The following is an 18,979-nucleotide window of genomic DNA, read 5'->3' as shown; positions in this document are numbered from 1 at the left end:
GGAAAGGAATCGAGAGGATGAATATGGCAGATCAACAAACTACAAAACCCTGGTGGAAGCAGTTATGGCCTTGGCTATTAATTAGTGGGCCAGCGGTTGCGATGATTGGGTGTGCGATTACTATTTGGTTGGCTATAAATCTTCATGCAGATAAATCGTTGCGCGATGGCGTAGTAAAGCAAGGCTTAAAGGTTGAGCAACTGAAAGATGCGCAGGTTCAAAAATGAAATACCGCCTGCTGATCTGGATTTTATGGCCATCCTTTTTGGTAGCGGGTATGGCGGAGGGTCTGTTGTTTACTGTCGTTCACCCTCAAGATTTATTGTTCTTTGGTTATCATCCTGATGTTTCCGATGAGGGTATCTATACCATTGGCTTTTTTGTGATTTGGATCTTCTGTGCAGTCTCTAGCGCCTTAACTGCCTATATTCTTCCAGGGATTGAATCTCCGGATGGCAAAGAAGTCGATCGCGGCTTAATTTAAGCCTGTTTGATTGGAATATCGGTGCTGCAGGCGTGTCTATCAGGATTTGGAATGCCCGCTAGCTCATATAGGCCGTTCATATCAATCAGTTTGATATGACGTTGCTTAATCTGAATGAGACCTGATTCAGCGAAGCGCGACAACATGCGGCTGACGGTTTCAATTTGAATGCCAAGATAGCTGCCAATTTCAACGCGACTCATTCGCAAGTCAAATTCATTATTGAGATAACCGCGAGCAGCTAAGCGTTGCGAAAGACTCAGTAAGAATGCAGCCAATCTTTCTTCAGCGCGCATCGTGCCTAAGGAGAGTAGGTGACGTTGATCTTGTGTTAGTTCGCGACTCATGATTTTGTGAAACTGGCTTTGTAGCATTGGAATCTCGCGAGCCAAATCTTCAAAAGCCTCGTAGCGAATAATACAAACTTCGCTATCTTCTAGAGCAATAGCATCTGATTGGTAGTGACCTTCACCGATTCCATCAAGACCCAAGATCTCACCAGGAAGATGAAAGCCAATCACTTGCTGGCGTCCATCTTGGAGGGAATACTCTGTTTTGAGAGTGCCAAAGCGAACGCTGTATACAGAGCTCAAGGGATCGCCATGGCGATACAGGTTCTCACCTTTCTTGAGGTGGACGCGTTCTTTAACTAGGGTGTCTACTTTAGAAACATCGCTACTGCTAAGTCCAACTGGTAGGCAAAACTGCCCCAGCACGCAGACTGAGCATTTGCTGGTAGGGGAGTCGGTAGGTGTGTAATTCATATTGAGCTTGCCTCAAAGAGCAGTTTATTCTATATGGGTGAATATCAGAACTTTTACCTATTTTTTACCATTCCAATGCTGACTACTAGCCTCTTGCTTGCGGTCTTTCTAGGGGCTCTGGTGAGCGGCTGGCACTGCGCTCTGATGTGTGGCGGTATCGCAGCTGCCATTGAACGTCCAAGCGCCACAGTAAGCCTCCTGAGGCCAAAATCTGAGCTTTTTTACCTGCAGGTAGTGATGCATTTGGGGCGTATTACCACTTACTCATTATTGGGGGCGCTGGCTGCTTGGCTTGGCTTAGTGGTCTGGCAGCAAAACATCGTGCCTATTCAGCGTCCTTTGTTTGTCTTCACTTCTTTGGTATTGATTTGGATGGGCTTTCGTCTACTGGGCTGGGGTAAGTCGCAAGGGGCATTGGGGGGTAAGTGGTTGAGCAGCAAAATTGCTAGCTATTGGGCTCAGTATTTGGGTCGTATGGCGAGTGGCCCTTCACGCTGGTTTAGTGGGATGCTTTGGGGCTTAGTTCCCTGTGGTTTAGTTTACAGCGTTTTACCCCTTGCCTTTTTATCAGGCGATGTCTTGACGGGTGCCTCCCTCATGTTTGCATTTGGCTTGGGAACCCTACCCAATTTATTGCTCATTTCAAAATTCTCAGCAGTACTGACGCAGTTTTCTCAGTACTCATGGGTGCGCTACTTTGCTGTGACACTCCTGTTTACTGCGGGGGGATTTGGTTTATATCGCGCCTGGGTTTTGCCGCAAGCATTATTGCAAGGCGGCTTTTGTATTTCTTAGGAATGGGTTACAGCTTCAATTCCTGAGACGATGTCAGGATAGAGACAATCGTTTGGTAATTGGTCTATGAAACCGCTGCGTTGGGCTATTTCATAAGGCTGATGATCCAGTCCGCAGATAATGAAGTTGACCTTGCGCACCTTGCATAAATGAGCAAGCTCTGCGATGGTATCCATGCCGGAAGAGTCAACATAGATCACGTTCTTCAGGTCCAGCAATAAGGTTTGAGTTGGAAGATTTGCTTCAATTTTCTCAAGCAGTTTTACGGCCCCAAAGAAGATTGCGCCATAAATACGGTAGGCATCGATTCGACCTTGGAGATTTGCGAGAGCTGGATAAGCTTGCGCATCGGCAATTTCACAGCGGGATAAACTGGATATGCGATAGATAAAGGTGATAAAGGCCAACAGCAATCCAACTTCCACTGCAACAGTGAGATCAAGCACTACTGTCAGTGCAAAAACACTTAAGATGGTAATGCGATAGGGTAAGCGGAATTGTTTGAGGTCAATAAACTTTCGCCATTCACCCATATTCCAAGCAACATACATCAAGATAGCTGCAAGACTTGCCAGTGGAATATCTTTAGCAAGGGGAGCAGCAAACAAAACAATGATGAAGAGCACAAAAGCATGAACGATACCCGCGATAGGTGTGCTAGCACCGCTTTCTACGTTGGTAACGGTGCGTGCAATCGTGCCGGTTGCTGGCATGCCGCTAAAGAAGGGTGTAACGATGTTGGCAATTCCTTGTGCCATTAACTCTTGGTTCGAATCATGGCGATCATGAATGAAGCCGTCAGCAATGCGGGCGCAGAGTAAAGACTCAATTGCACCTAGTAATGCCAGCGTGAGAGCGGGAGCCACCATAAATTGGGTAGTGCTCCAGCTCATTGGGATCCATTCAAAATGGGGTAGCCCCGCTGGAATGCCACCAAAGCGACTACCAATCGTATCAATCGGTAACTCCAGTACGGTCGTAACAACGGTTGCCACCACCATCGCAATCACGGTTCCGGGAAGATGTCTGAGGTACCCCAGTCGATCCTGAAAGAGTTTCCAAAAAATAATGAGCGCAATACTGCCGCTCGCGACAGCTAGGGCAAATAGGTTAACGGTGTCTGCAGCTTGATATAGAGTGCGTACCGCTGGAAAAAATTGTGCTGGCATCTTTTCAATGCTGAGGCCAAAAAAATCCTTGATTTGGGATAGGCCAATTAAAAACGCAATACCATTGGTAAAACCAATAATCACAGCTACTGGAATGAAGCGCACTAGAGTGCCGAGGCGAAAAGCCCCCATCAAGATTAAGAACACCCCAGATAGTGCAGTAGCAATTAATAGATTGGAGACTCCATAGCGCTCAACAATGCCATATACGATCACAATGAAAGCACCTGCAGGTCCACCAATTTGAACTCGGCTACCGCCCAGCAAAGAGATCAAACTTCCCGCAATAATGGCCGTAAAAATACCGGCTTCTGGCTTCAGTCCGCTCGCAATTGCAAAAGCCATAGCCAATGGCAGCGCGACGATACCTACTGTTAGACCTGCGAGAACATCTTTTGCAAATTGGGCTTTGTTGTAGCTCGAGAAACAATCCAGAATTTTGGGTCGAAAGAACATTGACTAGTTTCTGGTTCGTTATCTAGGAGAGTCGATTTCCGACCCAGTAAGCAATGCTGGCGGAAAAGGCAGTCACACAACTTCCCCATGCAATATCGATGAATGCCAGGCGCGTTGGAAAATCTCGAATGACAGCAAGATTGGTGAGATCGTAAGTCATATAGCAAAACAAACCAAACAAGGCACCGTATTGCACTGCATAAAGCCATGATTGTTTTGAGAGGGCTGGGAGAATGACAAAAATTGTTGCCCCAAGCGCATACAGAAGATAGAAAGCCAAACCAGCGATGAGTTTCGGTTCACTGGCCATTAAGTCACCCATCTCTTCGCGATAGAGAGTTTTAGCGACACCCAGCAACCAAACTAAATCGATTGCAATTAAGCTAATTAAAAATGAAAGATAGATACCGCAATACTTGAGCAATTCACTTACCTTTTTGAGCTTTGTTAGCCTAATAATAAGGATTATGATGGAAAGTGTCACTTAGTAGTTCAAATTAAAGGGAGTCAATATGTTTAAGCATTTATTGGTACCAGTCGATGGCTCAGACGTCAGCAAAAAATCCTTGAAGAAGGTCGCAGAGCTTGCCAAATCAGACGGGGCTGCAGTGACCTTGGTTTACGTATCCGACCCCTTGCCGCCTCTGGTGTACTCCGATAGCACCATGGGCTATGGCATTACTCAAAAAGATCACATCAAGGTCTGCGAAGCTTATGCAAAAGATGTCTTTAAAAAAGCCGCTACGGCACTTGGTGCAAGCGTGAAGGCAAAGAGCCTCCATGTTTCTAATGTCAACTTATCAGAAGGTATTTTGGAGGCTGCTAAAAAATCTAAAGCAGATGTCATTGTGATGGCCTCCCATAAGCGTACTGGCATCACAGGTGTGTTGCTGGGTAGCGAAACACATGAAGTGATTGTGCATACTAAATTGCCAGTGCTAGTGCTGGGTTAATCATTGCGGAATTAGCGCTAGAGAAAAGGGTCCGCAAGGACCCTTTTTGCATCTGTTTAATTATGTTTGATCGGACTACCCAGAAGAAGAATTTCTCTAGTGAGCTGGCCACTTTCGTTATCACGCATTGACCATAGGTCCAGTTGTGTTTTTGCGCCATAAGGATCGACATACACACCATTTTTTCTGAGCTCAAAATGCAAGTGCGGACCTGTAGATCTTCCGGTTGATCCAACATAGCCAATCTCTAGACCGCGACGAACTTCATTGCCAAGCTCGAGCTCAACATTGAAGTTGCTAAGGTGAGCGTAATAGGTGTGATAGTTCCCTGGGTGCTCGAGAATGATTAAGTTGCCATAGGCACCGCTAAAGCCAATGTGCGCCACCTTGCCATTGGCGACGCTAAATACGGGTGTACCAATTGGTGCAGCATAGTCAATGCCCATATGGGCGCGATAACGCTGCTGTTTAGGCTGAGTTGGCTGAGTTGCAGGGACACTACTTTTACTGCGCTTGTTCGACGAGGATGCGCGCACCATGCCAACCCCCCTTGAAATACGGCGATAGCTCAGAGGGTTTGTCCAAAACGAGCGCTCCAAGGACTCGCCACCGCCTGTAAAAAATCCCCCAGGAATATCGTTGCGATCAACCCAGAACGCGCTAGCGAATACTTCTTTACTGCTTGGGTCAATAATTTCAGCAGACCAGATCTGCGCCCAGCGTTCGCGGTCTCCAAAATCGACAATCAGTCGTACAACGCTATTCGTATTCTCTAAGGAGTTATTTTCTTCGGGGTAGATTTGCTTAATCAGTGAGTTGAGCTCCCAAACTAATTCCACGGGTAATTTGTCACCGACTTTGCGTGGGTCGTATAGAACCTCTCTTAATGGAATGCGGATTTCAGTCAAGTTTTTGGATTCATTTTTTAAGTAATCTTGCTGAATCAAAAATCCACCAAATGCAGAGGGCGTAAATGTCCATACCTCCGTTTTGCTATCTTGGATCGGCCCATTCATAATGCTTAATGAGTCAAAGCGGTTACGGCTTCCAAATGCTGCTGCATAGGGAATGCAATCGCCGCGCATCCGATCAAAAAATGTTTTCGTCTGATTTCTGAAAAACTCTGAAAACTGGCGATTATCGATACCAATACTGGCAGGTAAATTCTCATCGCTAAAGCTGCGACGTAGGCAGCCTTGAATGACGCGGTAGTCTAAGTTACCAGCGCTATCCAATTCCAGTTCACTAGGATCTTTACGTTGAAAAAGGGCGGGGTTGAGACTCATACTGTTGGTTTTGGAGCTACCTCGTGCAGTAGTATCTTTAAAGCCTACGGACTTGGTATTTTGGACAACTACCTTTTTACGGGCTTGATTTGTCTGGGCATTCGCTATGGATACAGAGTCAGGCAAAAGACTGAGGCAGATGTATCCAAACAGAATGAGTGCCCCTCGTGACAGGAGTGAGCGACTAGTTGCTTTCTTATTCACCGGGTAATTATCTAATAATATTGGCGAGCCCACTGGAATTGATGTTGTGGCGCAGCAAAATCAGCATAAGTTTGATTAGAATCAAATCACTGCAATTCTTTTACCTTATCCTACAGAAATGAAAAAAATTATCCGTGTTTGGGATTTACCACTTCGCCTCTTTCACTGGCTCTTAGTGCTTTGTATCGTTGGCAGTCTAGTCAGCGTTAATCTTGGCGGGAATGCTATTGAATGGCATGCCTATTTTGGCTACTGCATTTTGTCTTTGCTGATCTTTCGGATTGTTTGGGGTTTTGTAGGATCAACCCATGCACGTTTTGTAACATTTTTCCCCAACATCACCAATATCATGGATTACTTAAAAGGTAGGGCACCAAAAGTATTGGGGCATAACCCAATCGGAGCGCTATCAGTATTTGCTTTACTTTTTATACTGACTGTCCAAGCAAGCACGGGTTTGTTTGTTGATGATGAGGTTGCTTTTCAAGGACCGTTTACCAAGTATGTATCCAATGCAACGGTTTCATTTCTCTCTGAAATTCACGAGAGTAATCAAGTCTTAATTTATGCCTTAATTGCGATTCATATTGCAGCAATCTTCTTCTATAAGAAATTCAAGGGTGAAGATTTGATAAAACCGATGATTAGCGGCGACAAAGAAATCGACCCAAGCGAGGAAGCAAGTTACTTGCCTTCTGACTTGGGTCGGGCCTCCAAGGATGGAGGTCTGCAGCGTACTGTAGCTTTGGTGCTCTTAAGTCTAATTGCGGTGACCGTGGGCTACTTTATTACGAAGTAGATACCAAAGGGATTCACAATTACTTCTTCTTGAAATCGTCGTGACAGCCTTTGCAACTTGCTCCTGCGGCACCAAAGGTTTTCTTAATGCTTTCAAGATCACCTGATTGAGCTGCTTTATTTAAGTCAATGACAGCCAACTGCATTTTTTCAGAAGCAGCTTTGAACTTGGCGTGATCAGACCACACTTCTGATTGTGCTTTGCCACCCTCAGTGCCAGGACCAAATGCTTGCCATGGCAAAGGTGCTAGTGTTGCTACTACAGCAGCGTTCTTAGCTACTTCTTCTTTGTTGTAAGGTGCTTCACCTTTAACGACTGCACCAATTTTTGCAAACGAATTAGACATCACGGTAAATACGCTTTGACGATATTTGATTGCATCTTCGGGTTTTTGGAATTGAGCAAACGCGGTGCCTGCGCCCATTGCCAAAACAGCTGCAGTACTTGCTAAAACAATCTTTTGGAATTTCATATGAAACCTCTTGTGATGAGTGGAATAAGGACTTTTGGTTCTAAATGCACGCTGGAATCAGCATACCTCAGAACAATGTCTTTTGTTTGACCTAAAACAGCATTTGTAGTGGTAGCGTGATGAGATACAAAACCCCTCTAAAAAAGGCCATCAGCGGCTCCATCCAAAGACTGCCAATAATTCCGGTAAAGACCAAAGCAAGGACGATATAGAAGCCCCAAGGCTCCAGCCTGCCTAGAGCGATCGATTGGCGAGCGGGTAGTAAGCCAGCCAGAATACGACCACCATCGAGGGGTGGGAGAGGGAAGAGATTGAATACTAGCAGCCCCAGATTCCAAAGAATGCCAGCTTGAGACATGGCAATGAGAAACTTTTCATCAATTCCAAAGCCCACCAGAATAATGAGCAATGATGCCCAGATGATGGCTTGAATGAAGTTCGACCCAGGGCCCGCTAAGGCCACCCAAATCGAGTCAATTCTGGGGTTTCGTAATCGGCCAAAGTTCACCGGTACTGGTTTGGCGTAGCCGACTAAAAAAGGGGATCCAGCCAAAATGAGCATCAGTGGAATCAATAGGGTCCCTACCGGGTCTATATGTTTGGCGGGATTCAGGCTGACGCGGCCAAGCATGTATGCGGTGTTGTCCCCGAATTTTCGAGCAGCGTAGCCATGGGCTGCCTCATGGATGGTAATGGCAAAAATCAGGGGAATCGCATTAATGGCGACAGCTTGGATAGAATAGTCAGTAATCATGGCAATATGATATCCATAGGAGCTAAAAGTGACTGACGATAAGAAACCCGACCCCAAAAACCCGGCTAAGCCAGTACTTGCAAAGCCACCAGCACGTCCACCAGCCCCAAAAGGCCCATCCGGACCTGCGGGCAGGCCTCAGGCAGGCTTTGGTGGTGGAAAAGGCATGATGCGTAAGGCTGGTCGCGGGCGATAGTGGATAATCTAGCCACAAATTAATGAATTTACAGAGGATTTAGCATGAACGAATGGCATAACGAATCTAAAGAAGAGATTAATAAAAAGATCATCACTTTGGTTGTCATGTTGGCTGCAGCTACTAGCTTGGCCATTTTGTTTGCATTGGTAGCAGCTCATACTGGTTACGTATTCGGTTAACTAGCATTAATGACTAGCCATCGCCAACCTGCAGTATTTGCTGGCCATGGCAGTCCGATGTACGCCATCGAACCCAACCGCTATACCGCAGCATGGGCCGCTCTTGGCAAGTCATTAAAGCGCCCAGATGCGATCTTAGTCATCTCCGCACATTGGGTTACTCGTGGCGTGTGGCTCACGGCAATGCCCAAACCCAAAACCATTCACGACTTTGGCGGCTTTCCGCAAGCACTCTTTGACATTGAATATCCTGCACCTGGTAGTCCTGCACTCGCAGATCGCGTTCAAGAATGCATTAGTGAGCCGGTGGTGATGGAGGAAAACGAATGGGGGATCGACCATGGCGCCTGGTCTGTCCTCAAATATATGTACCCTCATGCAGATGTGCCAGTGGTACAGCTAAGCCTAGATGGCTCTAAATCCGCCAGACAGCATTACGAGCTTGCCAAGCAGCTGCGACCTCTGCGTGATGAAAATATTCTGATTTTGGCTAGCGGGAATGTTGTCCATAATCTTCGGACAATGCATTGGCAAGAAGATGCCCAGCCTTATCCTTGGGCTAAAGACTTTAATCATTTCTTCATCTCAGAAATGATTGCCAATCATCATGAGTCACTGATTGACTGGCAAAAATATGGTGAGCCTGCTCAGATGTCTATTCCGACGGCAGAACATTATTGGCCTGCTTTGTACACTTTGGCTTTACAAGAGGCGGGTGAGCATGCGACAGTCTATGCAGACGGCATTGAGATGAGCTCTATTAGCATGCTTGGTTTTTCTATTCAATAAGTACAAATTATGTGGATATCCATTTTCGCGATCTTCTTTGGAGCAGGCTTTGGCGCTCTTTTGCGGGCAGGATTTAATTTCCTGATGGTGGGGAGCAGCTCAATTATTCCTTTAGGCACTCTGCTGTCGAATATGGTGGGTGGCTATCTCATCGGCATTGCCGTTGCGTTCTTTGGTAATAACCCCCACCTCTCACCCGAGTGGAAGCTATTTGTTATCACTGGCTTTCTGGGCGGTCTAACAACTTTCTCTAGTTTTTCTGCTGAGGTCGTGGGGATGATGCAGCGGAGTGAGTTTAGTTGGGCAATGGGCACTGCATTAATACATTTAGCGGGCTCACTCATTCTTACCTTCTTAGGTATTCTGACCTATCAAGCTCTAAAGTAATTTTTACTCAGGCTTAATGTTCGCTGTCTTCACAACAGCGCTCCATTTGCTGGCCTCCGCTTTAATCAAAGTTGCAAATTCTGCTGGAGTGCCTCCACCAATTTCATTCCCTTGCGAGAGCATTAATTCGCGCAGAGCCGGGTCTCTCAGGGCCTGATTGGCTGCAGCATTTAATTGCTCAATAATTGCCTTGGGTGTGCCTTTTGGAGCGATGAGTCCCTGCCAATTCAATACCTCGACTTTGGGGTAGCCTAACTCTGCAAAGCTTGGCACCTCAGGTAGCAAAGGTGAGCGTTTCTTGCTGGTAATGGCAATAGCACGTAACTTGCCGGCTTTAATACTAGGAACAGCAGAATACATTTGATCAAACATGAGGTCGACATTGCCACCCATCAGATCTGTTAAGGCAGCAGAGCCACTTTTGTATGGCACGTGAATCATACTGATGTCAGCATTGAGTTCAAAAAGCTCAGCAGAGAGTTGATGACTACCACCAATCCCGCCCGAAGAAAATGTCAGGACGCTAGGTTTCGCTTTAGCAGCAGCCACGATGTCGCCAATGGTTTTGTATGGTGAGTTTGGATTGACTACCAAAACAAGCGGCCCTTTTTCTATCAAGATGATGGGACTTAAATCTGTTTCAGGGTCGTAACGCAAATTTCCAAACAGTGTTTTATTCACAGCCATGGGTGCAAAGTTACCCATGCCAATGGTGTATCCATCTGGCGCAGCTCTGGCTATAAATTCAGTCCCAATATTGCCGCCTGCACCAGGTTTGTTATCAATGATTATGGGTTGCTTGAGAATGACGCTCATCTTTTGGGCAATCTGACGACTGCGAGAGTCAGCACTGCCACCAGCACCATAGGGTACGATAAAGTTGATCGGCTTATTGGGATATCCGTTTTGTGCAAAAGCAGTGGGGGAGAGGAGTGCCGCAAGGCTCAGTGCCCTAATCAATATTTTGTGAATACATTGCATATTTAATCACTCCTTATATGAACCCCAGAACTCCTAATACAGCACCAATCACAATGAGATAGAGTGGGTGCCAACGGCTTAGTAGCATTACAGCAATTGCTAGCAAGGTTAGGGCAAACGCTGCCACACTATGATTAATTTGCTGTGAGATATCCCATGCGGATCCGAGCACCAAACCAACCGCTAACGCGCTAGCAGCAAACTGAATAGTTTTCTTAGTGATTGGGTTACGTAGGTTACTGATATACCTTTGCAAAAAGAAGACCATGATCGATGACGGCCAGCAAATGGCAATCGATGCAACGATAGCGCCAATCACTCCACTCACATGCCACCCGATGAGGGTCACTGTCATCAGGTTGGGTCCAGGCGCTGCTTGCGCAATTGCAAAAAAATCTGCAAAGGTTTGCGTATTGAGCCAATGCTCTTGATTGACTGAGAGGTCATACAGTGCAGGCAATAGCGCATTAATGCCGCCAAAAGCCAAAGCCGAGAACGCCGATAGTTTGATAAATAGGCTCAGCAGTGCACTCATGTTTGCTTCGCCTTTTTCCATGCCAGAAAAGTCGCCAGAGGGGATGCAATGAGCACAACCCATCCTAAATTGAGGTGAAAAAATCCTGCTGCAATCACGGTGAGTGCTACCACCAACAGCATGGGTGGGAAGCTAAACTCATTGCGCATCATCTTAAAACCCGTTGCTGCAATTAAGCCGATACCTACCGCTGAAATACCGCGCAACATTCCTTGAACTGCTGGCAAATAGCTATAGTGTTCATAAAGCATTCCAAGGAGGATGACGATCACGCTGGGCCCAAGCATTAAACCGAAAACAGCTGCTAGTGCTCCAGAGACGCCTGCAAAGCGGCTTCCCACGCAGACTGCCAAGTTAACAATATTCGGCCCGGGAACAATTTGGCAAATACCGAGCAGGGCATTAAATTCTTCAGCGCTGATCCATTTTTCTTGCTCAACAAGTGAGCGACGAGCCCAGGGCAGTACTCCACCAAAGCCCGATATACCAATCTTGCTAAAGCCAATGAAAAGTTGCTTGGGGGTTGGTGTTTTTAAAGTCACTGTGGCTTAAATGGATGAGGTACTGGTTTCTGATGCAGCCAAGCTTCTAAGGTTTCTGTAATCCCTTTGGAAAAAGTTGCAAAGATAGGTTCCGCAATAAATCCAAGATGGGGCGTTACCAAAAGATTGGGTGTGTTACGCAATACATCTTTTTCAGGAAGTGGTTCGATATCAAATACATCCACTGCTGCTTGGCCAGGCCTGCCTGCAGCAAGCGCTTTTTGGAGATCAACCATATTGATCAATGCTGAGCGGGAAGTGTTCACCAAAATCGAATCCGGACGCATCAAAGCAAGTTGATCTGCACTAATGAGCCCCTTTGTTCTAGGTCCTGCTACCAAGTGCATCGTAACAATCTTAGAGGTCTTTAATAATTCTTCCAGGCTAACTGCTTTCGCATTTTCAGCGGCGGCACGTTCTGGCGTCATGCGTGGACTCCAAGTCACCACTTCCATGCCAAAAGCGGCTCCAACGCGAGCTACGCGACTACCAATAGATCCCAAACCCATGACGCCAAGGCGCTCTCCAGCGAGCATTGGCAATACCGACAATCCATCACGCCAGCCACCAGAAGAAATCAACTGGTTCTGTTCTATGAGGCGTTTTGATGCCCCCAAAATTAATGCCCAAGTGAGTTCTGTAGTGGTTTCTTTAGAGGGGCCACCCGGTGTACAAGCCATTGGAATATTGCGAGACACTAATGCAGCGGCTTCAAGAGTGCCATTGCGCTCGCCAGTAAACATCAGAAATTTCAGTTTCGGTAGTCGGGCAATCATGGCCTCATTAAAGGGCGAACGATCGCGCACAATGGCGATGGCATCAGCATCTTTCACAGCTTCATACAGCGCTTCATCACGCAATGGCTCATGATGAATTGTTAAATGAGATTGTTGATCTAATTGATCCCAGTTTGAAAAACGCCGCAGGGCGCGTTCGTAATCACCTAAGATGACAATGTTTGGAAGTGAGGCCATGCGGAATACTTTCGATATAGATATGTGTGGGTGAAGTGGTTGGTGTAAATATTAGCCAGCTTTAAGCTTTTTTCGTATCGAGCGCTCGACAGGAATGGTGTCCAAATTGGGTTCTAGTGCTTCACGCTCATCAAATACGAAGCAGCTGCCTTGGTAGTGTGCTGAGCCAACCTCTTCAAAATACTTCAAGATGCCACCTTCTAATTGATAGCTATGCTGCATACCAATTTCGCGCATATAGAGTCCAGATTTTTCACAACGAATGCCGCCAGTACAAAAGCTCACCAGTGTTTTGTCTGCCAGTGCTTCTTTGTGAGCGGAAATCGCTTGTGGAAACTCGGTAAACTTTTCGATATTGAAGTGCAAGGCATTTTCAAAGCTGCCATATTCCACTTCAAATGCATTGCGTGTATCTACCATTACGACAGGGCGGCCTAAGTCATCAGTACCGCGATCAAGCCATTCTTGTAATTTTTTTGGGCTGATGAAATTTGCGCGACCTTCTTCAGGTCGAATAGCTGGGTGATTCATCCGAATAATTTCATTTTTGAGCTTGATCAGCATCTTTTTGAAAGGCTGCTCTTCTGACCAGCTTTCTTTGGCTTCAAGAGGTTTAAAGCGGGGGTCCATCCGCAACCAATCCAAAAAGCCACGCAACTCGGGGGCTGAACCAGCCAAAAAGAGGTTAATGCCTTCGCCGGTAAGCAGAATAGTCCCCTTCAGATTGCGGGTATTGCATTCCTCAAGCATTTTTACCCGCAGATCTGCCAAGCCGTCGAGGCTGACAAATAAATAGGCGGCAATGTTCAAAATCGACTTCATCTCTTCTCTCATCAAGCTACTGCCATATTATCGAGCAAACAGGCTTATGGGGTGGTAATCTTAAGCCTTATTCAAAGGAGACCGATCTATGCTGTATTTAGCAAAAATGGCCAAAAGAGCCCTATTGATAACCCTAATGTCCTTTGGGGTAAGCGGCATGGTGTTTGCCCAAACTGCTGGCGTTGGAAGCTGGCCAAGCCAAAAACCCATCAAATTGATAGCAGTCTTTCCAGCTGGTGGATCAGTTGATCAGGTTGCCCGAGTCTTGGCACAAGCCTTGCAAACAGAGCTTAAGCAAAATGTGATTGTTGAAAATATTGGCGGTGCTTCAGGTGTGATTGGTACTGCTGCGCTAGCAAGAGCGGATGCGGACGGTTATACCTTTGCAGTGGTATTTGATACCCACGGCGTCAATCCTAGCCTCAAAGACAAACTTCCCTACGACACCATTAAAGATCTGGCACCTGTGATTTTGGTGGGAACCTCACCAATGGTATTGGTAGCAAGTAAAAATTCTGGAATTAAGAGCTTTAAGCAATTGACAGAGATGTCTAAAGCCGGAAAGCCATTTAGCTATGGCTCCATCGGAATTGGTAGTCTTGGACACCTATCGATGGCACGTCTTGCTAAGCAAGCAGGCTTTGATTGGAACCACATTCCGTATCGTGGCGGCGGTCCTTTGATGCAGGATGCTTTGGGTGGTCAAGTGCCATTGGCTGTTGGTTCAGAGTTCTTGGTGAAGCCCCATGTTGATAGCGGTGGTGTGATTCCTTTGGTGATTACTACAGCAAAGAGAACTTCAACAATGCCTAATGTGCCTACAGTGGCTGAGAGTGGTTATCCAGGCTTTAGCGCACCAGCATGGTGGGCAGTGATTGCTCCAGGAAAAACGCCACCTGCGATTATTGATGCCATGAATAAGGCCTTGAATAAGGCCTTAAAAACTCCCTTGGTTGCGGAGAAGTTTAAAGCTCAAGGAATTGAGATTGTGGGTGGTAGCCCAGAATCTGCCCGTGAATTTATCGGTAAGCAAATTGGTATTTGGGGCAAGTTCGTCATTGAGAACGGCATTAAAGAAACTGCTCAGTAAGCGCACATGACTGAACGTTCGATTCCGTATCAACCCATTGATTTAGCAGAGCCAGCTGAGCTGGTTTCTGCTATTCGTAAGAGACGTGGCGGGCAGTTTATTAACTTGGATCGAATGCTCTTGCATAGCGTACCGATTGCTGAGGGCTGGAATCACTTTATTGGAGAGATTCGCAATAATTTGTCCCTAGATCCCAAGTTAAGGGAATTGGCAATGTGCGGAGTCGCAGTGCTCAATGGTGCTGAATATGAATTTTTTCATCATGCACCTCCCTTTAAAAAGGCTGGTGGCACCGAAGAACAAGTACAAGCCCTCAGATTGATCGGTCAGCCCAACTTCCCGCGGAACGAATTTACTCCGTTGGAAAATGATGCTGCTGACTTAACCTTGCAGATGACGCGCAATATTCAAGTCGATCCCGAACTCATGAAACGTCTTCAAAAAGCATTGGGAAATACGGATACAGTGGAGCTAGTAACAGTCATCGCTGCCTACAACATGGTATCTCGCTTCTTAATTGCTTTGGATATTCACCCCGAAGATCATCCACCCACTTCATGAACTCATGATTCATTGGAGCGAAGGCGAACAATCTTTTTCTGCTAAATGGCGCTCCGAAAATGGCATTGCGCCACATCAGAAAGTCATCATTGCTGATGACACCTTAACGGCCGACATAGCATACCGTTCAGCTTGTGAAGGCACTGCAATGCTTTACAAAGGCGACTTTCAAAATGCTCGCCAGCTACTGCAGGCCCTTGTAAGAAGGGTTGATAAGCCTTCGAAGAAATCAACTAGGGCTGATCGGGTTGCAAAAGAGAAAACCAAAAGTCCTTTAGACACCTTCAATTTACACCGCTTAGCGCAATCGCAAAGGGCGCGTATTCTGGGAATGTTGCTGATTCCTATTCATGCAGACCACAGCATTTCATTGCGACGTGCGCCTGATGTTGCGCAAGCCTGTATGGAGGCTTATGGAAAGCAGAGTGAAGACTATGTTGTCTCTTTACGAGAATTGCTAGGGGTCATTAGCGCGCATGAATGGCGTAAAAAAGGTGTTCCCGTGCTAGCGAGGGATGATGAGGAGATTCGGATTCATCCACACTACGGTGTTTTTTCACCGATTCGCGGTGAATACATTGAACTGGTTCTCAAAGCGCCGCTACCTGCTGCGATTCAAAAAAACTCCATAGCATTTGACATTGGGGTGGGCACTGGGGTGTTGTCAGTTGTATTGGCAATTCGAGAGATCCAAAAAATCATTGCTACTGATCAAGATGATCGTGCTATTGCATGCGCCCAAGACAATATTGATCGTTTGGGTCTCAATCACCAGATAGAAATTCAGAAGACCAATTTGTTTCCAACAGAGAAAGCGGCATTGATTGTATGTAATCCTCCCTGGTTGCCAGCGCGTCCTAGCTCTTCTCTTGAGCATGCAATATATGACCCGGAGAGCCAAATGTTAAAGGGCTTTCTAGGAAAATTAAAAGAGCATTTATTACCCGGTGGCGAGGGTTGGTTGATCCTTTCTGACCTTGCTGAGCATCTCGGCTTGCGATCAAGAGAGCAATTGCTCGATTGGATTGATCAGTCCGGACTGAGGGTTGCGGGACACTTAGATACCAAACCTCAGCATCACAAAGTATTTGATAAAGCCGATGCACTTCATGCGGCAAGATCTCAAGAGATCACTTCTTTGTGGCGGCTAGTAGTGAAATAAAAACAGGACCACAAGTTGGTAAACAAAACCCCTCCAAAATTCAGAGGGGTTTGATTTATATGGTGGAGTCGGCGGGAATCGAACCCGCGTCCGCAAATCCTCCACAACAAGTTCTACATACTTAGTCATATCATTTAATTTAATCAGTTAGGCACAGATTGACACGTTCCTCGCCGACGATTCACTAAGTTTTCGTACTATTCTTCGTGACGCAAAATAGTCTTATCTCTTGTATATGACCCTGATGTAGCTTTCGCTACCTGACCCAAGAGAGAATCAGTTCAGGGGCAACCGCAATTAAGCGGCTAGTGCGTAACGTTCGTCGTTAGCAGTTATTACATTCCCATTGATTTACGAGATAACGGGTCCTCGGTATGCCCTTGATGCTTTGTAATCCACGTCGAAACCATGTCGACCCCAGAGTTCATGCATAGGAGGGTCTATTTTAAAGCCGCTAGCCCCAAATTGCTTAATATCTTTTGGGATGCCATTAAACCCTATTGGGAAAGATGATTGGTAATAATTCGAGGGGGCTGTTGATGATGTGATCGGCGCCCCAAGCTTCTGGTGGCTCTTTGCAGCCGCAGTAACCATACGCAGCTGCAACAGTCAGCATGCCTGCAGCTTTTCCTGCAATGACGTCTCGGATGTCATCGCCTACATAAATTGACTTTGTTGGATCAATATTGGCAATTCTGGCGGCGTGCAGAATTGGTTCTGGATGGGGTTTTGAGTGGGGCGTTGTATCGCCTGACACTGTAGAGACCGCTCTTTGACGCAGGCCCATCAGTTCAGTGAGTGGATTGGTGAAGCGCTCACTTTTATTCGTCACAATTCCCCAGGGAAGGTTTGCGATTTCCATTTGCTCAAGCAAATCATCCATGCCATCAAATAACTTGCTGTGGACTAATAGAGCATTTTCATAGTTTTTAAAAAACTCATCTCGCAATGCAATGAAATCCGGATGATCTGGAGTAATTCCAAATGCACCCTCTAATAGGCCCCGTGCACCAGCTGACGCACAAGGGCGCAAAACTTCGTAAGGTTTCGGTAACAGCTGACGCGCTACCAGCAATTGATTGGTTGCAGCCACTAAATCCGGCGCTGTATCTGCAAGAGTGCCATCCAAATCAAAAAATACCCCGTGATAAGGGCTTGATAGGGTGCTCATGCCTTACTTCCTGACGGCAATCATGTAGTTCACATCTACATCATCCCCGAGGCTATACACCTGAGTGATTGGGTTGTAGCTCAAACCCTTTATTCCAATCATCTCTAAGCCCGCTTGACGGGTGAACGCAACCAGCTCTGATGGCTTGATAAATTTCGCGTATTCGTGAGTCCCCTTGGGTAGGAGCTTGAGGATGTATTCGGCGCCAATAATGGCAAATAAGTAGGACTTAGGGCTACGATTCAAAGTGCTAAAAAAGAGCGTGCCACCGGGTTTGCAAAGCTTTGCACAAGCTTGCACTACTGATGCAGGATTTGGGACGTGCTCCAACATTTCCATGCAGGTCACAACGTCATATTGTTCGGGCTGTTCATCAGCGAGAGCCTCAGCTGAGATTGAGCGGTAAGTCAGTTTTGCGCCTACTTCTAATGCATGTAATTCTGCAACCTTGAGAGCTTTTTCAGAAAGATCAATGCCAGTGGTGTCTGCGCCAGATTGAGCGATGGATTCTGCCAAGATGCCACCGCCACAGCCGATATCAACCACTTTTTTTCCCTCTAAGTTTACGAAGGATTTGATCCAAGCAAGGCGCAGTGGGTTAATGGCGTGCAAAGGCTTGAATTCACTATTAGGGTCCCACCAGCGGTGAGCTAGGGCGCTAAATTTAGCGATTTCAGATTGATCAACGTTCATCTTGAGTTTGGCTCTCAGTAGGGCGGGTAAAGGATTCTACGAATATAGCGGAAATAAAAAAGCCCGCAAGAAGCGGGCTTTTTTACAAGTAAGGTGAATTACTTAGCTGTACCAACAACTTCGATGTCAGTACGGCGGTTCTTAGCGCGGCCTTCAGCAGTTGCATTGCTTGCAACTGGATTGCTCTTGCCTTTTGATTCTGTGTAGATACGGCTACCGTCAACACCCTTGCTTACAAGGTATGTCTTAACAGATTGCGCACGACGCTGACCGAGAGCCATGTTGTATGCATCTGTACCGATGCTGTCAGTGTTACCAACAGCGATGATGACTTCTAACTTGATCTTGCTTAAATCAGCAGCGATCTTGTCCAAAGTAGCTTTACCTTCTGGTTTCAAATCAGACTTGTTGAAGTCATAGAGTGTGTCAGCTTGCAAAGTGATTTTGCTTTGGCTAACGCCAGCAGGACTGTGTGCAGTCAACGCACCGTCACAACCCTTAGCTGCAGTTGCTGGTGTCCAGTTGTTATCGCGCCAGCACAATGTGCCATCGCCGTTTTTCCAGTTTAATTGGCCATCGCCGTTTTGCCAGTTATCAGAAGCCATTGCTGCAGAAGCAGAAACAGTAATAACAGAAGCGAGCAACACTCTTAGGGTTTTGTTCATTTTTAGTCCTCAAAAATCTCTTTTTAATTAAAGTCAAACTTAAATGTAATTCGCCCTACTTTGAAGCAAAAAACCGCAAAGCGACACATCTCA

26 protein-coding genes and 1 other RNA gene are annotated in these 18,979 nt (G+C 46.3%); 12 read left to right on the top strand and 15 right to left on the bottom strand.

The annotated features are described in order from the left end of the window. Positions 1–23: 23 nt before the first annotated feature. Positions 24–227 carry a FixH family protein gene (locus C2757_RS06785; protein WP_215373729.1) on the top strand — a complete coding sequence of 68 codons (204 nt, stop codon included), beginning with the start codon at positions 24–26 and terminating at the stop codon, positions 225–227. Then, positions 224–484 (top strand): hypothetical protein, encoded by a 261-nt coding sequence (locus tag C2757_RS06780; RefSeq protein ID WP_215373728.1) that lies wholly within the window; start codon positions 224–226, stop codon positions 482–484. Before C2757_RS06785 ends, C2757_RS06780 begins: the two co-directional genes overlap by 4 nt. Here C2757_RS06780 and C2757_RS06775 read toward each other — a convergent pair. Next, positions 481–1,248, bottom strand: a complete 768-nt coding sequence (locus tag C2757_RS06775; protein WP_215373726.1) for a helix-turn-helix domain-containing protein — start codon at positions 1,246–1,248, stop codon at positions 481–483. The genes C2757_RS06780 and C2757_RS06775 overlap by 4 nt on opposite strands. 75 nt (positions 1,249–1,323) lie before the next feature. On the opposite strand from C2757_RS06775, the gene C2757_RS06770 reads away from it, so the two are divergent. Continuing rightward, the gene (locus C2757_RS06770) at positions 1,324–2,043 is read left to right on the top strand and encodes a sulfite exporter TauE/SafE family protein (protein WP_215373725.1); all 720 of its coding nucleotides are present in this window, start codon (positions 1,324–1,326) and stop codon (positions 2,041–2,043) included. Here C2757_RS06770 and C2757_RS06765 read toward each other — a convergent pair. Together C2757_RS06765 and C2757_RS06760 are read right to left on the bottom strand one after the other, a co-directional pair. Then, positions 2,040–3,668 (bottom strand): SulP family inorganic anion transporter, encoded by a 1,629-nt coding sequence (locus C2757_RS06765; RefSeq protein WP_215373724.1) that lies wholly within the window; start codon positions 3,666–3,668, stop codon positions 2,040–2,042. The two genes, C2757_RS06770 and C2757_RS06765, sit on opposite strands and share 4 nt — an antisense overlap. 22 nt (positions 3,669–3,690) lie before the next feature. Further along, positions 3,691–4,092, bottom strand: a complete 402-nt coding sequence (locus C2757_RS06760) for a DUF2177 family protein (protein ID WP_215373723.1) — start codon at positions 4,090–4,092, stop codon at positions 3,691–3,693. A gap of 88 nt (positions 4,093–4,180) precedes the next feature. On the opposite strand from C2757_RS06760, the gene C2757_RS06755 reads away from it, so the two are divergent. Continuing rightward, positions 4,181–4,621, top strand: a complete 441-nt coding sequence (locus C2757_RS06755) for a universal stress protein (RefSeq protein ID WP_215373722.1) — start codon at positions 4,181–4,183, stop codon at positions 4,619–4,621. Between the two features lie 56 nt (positions 4,622–4,677). Here C2757_RS06755 and C2757_RS06750 read toward each other — a convergent pair whose 3' ends face one another. Then, positions 4,678–6,111, bottom strand: coding sequence for a M23 family metallopeptidase (locus C2757_RS06750; RefSeq protein WP_251366726.1), 1,434 nt, complete (start codon positions 6,109–6,111; stop codon positions 4,678–4,680). Positions 6,112–6,229: 118 nt separating this feature from the next. On the opposite strand from C2757_RS06750, the gene C2757_RS06745 reads away from it, so the two are divergent. Further along, positions 6,230–6,910: a cytochrome b/b6 domain-containing protein gene (locus tag C2757_RS06745; protein ID WP_215373721.1), complete on the top strand. Its 681-nt coding sequence runs from the start codon at positions 6,230–6,232 to the stop codon at positions 6,908–6,910. A 19-nt stretch (positions 6,911–6,929) separates the two neighbouring features. On the opposite strand, the gene C2757_RS06740 is transcribed toward C2757_RS06745, so the two are convergent. Beyond that, entirely contained in the window at positions 6,930–7,382 is a 453-nt protein-coding gene (locus tag C2757_RS06740) for a cytochrome c (protein ID WP_215373720.1), read from the bottom strand. Positions 7,383–7,473: 91 nt separating this feature from the next. Then, entirely contained in the window at positions 7,474–8,136 is a 663-nt protein-coding gene (locus C2757_RS06735) for a site-2 protease family protein (protein ID WP_215373719.1), read from the bottom strand. A gap of 28 nt (positions 8,137–8,164) precedes the next feature. Here C2757_RS06735 and C2757_RS06730 point away from each other — a divergent pair, with 28 nt between their 5' ends. The 4 genes from C2757_RS06730 to crcB are packed head-to-tail and all read left to right on the top strand — an operon-like array spanning position 8,165 to position 9,690. Beyond that, positions 8,165–8,332 carry a hypothetical protein gene (locus C2757_RS06730; RefSeq protein ID WP_215373718.1) on the top strand — a complete coding sequence of 56 codons (168 nt, stop codon included), beginning with the start codon at positions 8,165–8,167 and terminating at the stop codon, positions 8,330–8,332. Positions 8,333–8,376: 44 nt separating this feature from the next. Further along, a complete protein-coding gene (locus C2757_RS06725; RefSeq protein WP_169709848.1) occupies positions 8,377–8,514 on the top strand; it encodes a hypothetical protein in 138 nt (45 codons plus the stop codon). 9 nt (positions 8,515–8,523) lie between these two features. Continuing rightward, positions 8,524–9,303 (top strand): 4,5-DOPA dioxygenase extradiol, encoded by a 780-nt coding sequence (gene ygiD, locus C2757_RS06720; RefSeq protein ID WP_215373717.1) that lies wholly within the window; start codon positions 8,524–8,526, stop codon positions 9,301–9,303. A 9-nt stretch (positions 9,304–9,312) separates the two neighbouring features. Then, positions 9,313–9,690: a fluoride efflux transporter CrcB gene (gene crcB / locus C2757_RS06715; RefSeq protein ID WP_215373716.1), complete on the top strand. Its 378-nt coding sequence runs from the start codon at positions 9,313–9,315 to the stop codon at positions 9,688–9,690. Positions 9,691–9,693: 3 nt separating this feature from the next. Here crcB and C2757_RS06710 read toward each other — a convergent pair whose 3' ends face one another. The 5 genes from C2757_RS06710 to C2757_RS06690 are packed head-to-tail and all read right to left on the bottom strand — an operon-like array spanning position 9,694 to position 13,544. Beyond that, positions 9,694–10,671: a tripartite tricarboxylate transporter substrate binding protein gene (locus C2757_RS06710; RefSeq protein WP_215373715.1), complete on the bottom strand. Its 978-nt coding sequence runs from the start codon at positions 10,669–10,671 to the stop codon at positions 9,694–9,696. A 13-nt stretch (positions 10,672–10,684) separates the two neighbouring features. Next, complete coding sequence (locus tag C2757_RS06705; RefSeq protein WP_251366725.1) at positions 10,685–11,206, bottom strand: chromate transporter; 522 nt, start codon at positions 11,204–11,206, stop codon at positions 10,685–10,687. Then, the gene (locus tag C2757_RS06700) at positions 11,203–11,748 is read right to left on the bottom strand and encodes a chromate transporter (protein WP_215373713.1); all 546 of its coding nucleotides are present in this window, start codon (positions 11,746–11,748) and stop codon (positions 11,203–11,205) included. The genes C2757_RS06705 and C2757_RS06700 overlap by 4 nt, the downstream gene beginning before the upstream one ends. Beyond that, positions 11,745–12,722, bottom strand: coding sequence for a D-2-hydroxyacid dehydrogenase family protein (locus C2757_RS06695; RefSeq protein ID WP_215373711.1), 978 nt, complete (start codon positions 12,720–12,722; stop codon positions 11,745–11,747). The genes C2757_RS06700 and C2757_RS06695 overlap by 4 nt, the downstream gene beginning before the upstream one ends. Before the next feature lie 51 nt (positions 12,723–12,773). Further along, the gene (locus C2757_RS06690) at positions 12,774–13,544 is read right to left on the bottom strand and encodes a sulfurtransferase (RefSeq protein ID WP_251366724.1); all 771 of its coding nucleotides are present in this window, start codon (positions 13,542–13,544) and stop codon (positions 12,774–12,776) included. 88 nt (positions 13,545–13,632) lie between these two features. Between C2757_RS06690 and C2757_RS06685 the strand changes: the two genes are divergently transcribed. From C2757_RS06685 to C2757_RS06675, 3 genes are read left to right on the top strand one after another with little or no spacing between them, the layout of a single operon-like run. Then, positions 13,633–14,634: a tripartite tricarboxylate transporter substrate binding protein gene (locus C2757_RS06685; protein ID WP_215373710.1), complete on the top strand. Its 1,002-nt coding sequence runs from the start codon at positions 13,633–13,635 to the stop codon at positions 14,632–14,634. A 6-nt stretch (positions 14,635–14,640) separates the two neighbouring features. Next, positions 14,641–15,195 (top strand): carboxymuconolactone decarboxylase family protein, encoded by a 555-nt coding sequence (locus C2757_RS06680; RefSeq protein WP_215373709.1) that lies wholly within the window; start codon positions 14,641–14,643, stop codon positions 15,193–15,195. Positions 15,196–15,199: 4 nt separating this feature from the next. Further along, on the top strand, positions 15,200–16,357 hold the full coding sequence (locus tag C2757_RS06675; protein ID WP_215377001.1) for a class I SAM-dependent methyltransferase: 1,158 nt from the start codon (positions 15,200–15,202) through the stop codon (positions 16,355–16,357). Between the two features lie 60 nt (positions 16,358–16,417). On the opposite strand, the gene ssrA is transcribed toward C2757_RS06675, so the two are convergent. The 4 genes from ssrA to ompA all read right to left on the bottom strand — a co-directional run bounded on the left by ssrA (position 16,418) and on the right by ompA (position 18,886). Next, positions 16,418–16,776: a transfer-messenger RNA gene (gene ssrA, locus C2757_RS06670) on the bottom strand. Between the two features lie 71 nt (positions 16,777–16,847). After that, positions 16,848–17,528, bottom strand: a complete 681-nt coding sequence (locus C2757_RS06665) for an HAD family hydrolase (RefSeq protein ID WP_215373707.1) — start codon at positions 17,526–17,528, stop codon at positions 16,848–16,850. A 3-nt stretch (positions 17,529–17,531) separates the two neighbouring features. Next, the gene (gene ubiG / locus C2757_RS06660; RefSeq protein ID WP_215373706.1) at positions 17,532–18,221 is read right to left on the bottom strand and encodes a bifunctional 2-polyprenyl-6-hydroxyphenol methylase/3-demethylubiquinol 3-O-methyltransferase UbiG; all 690 of its coding nucleotides are present in this window, start codon (positions 18,219–18,221) and stop codon (positions 17,532–17,534) included. Positions 18,222–18,319: 98 nt separating this feature from the next. Beyond that, positions 18,320–18,886 (bottom strand): outer membrane protein OmpA, encoded by a 567-nt coding sequence (gene ompA, locus C2757_RS06655; RefSeq protein WP_215274196.1) that lies wholly within the window; start codon positions 18,884–18,886, stop codon positions 18,320–18,322. Positions 18,887–18,979 lie beyond the last annotated feature (93 nt).

It is taken from the genome of Polynucleobacter sp. MWH-Svant-W18 (genome assembly GCF_018687495.1).
GTDB lineage: Bacteria > Pseudomonadota > Gammaproteobacteria > Burkholderiales > Burkholderiaceae > Polynucleobacter.
This window is presented reverse-complemented; position numbering and strand designations above follow the sequence as displayed.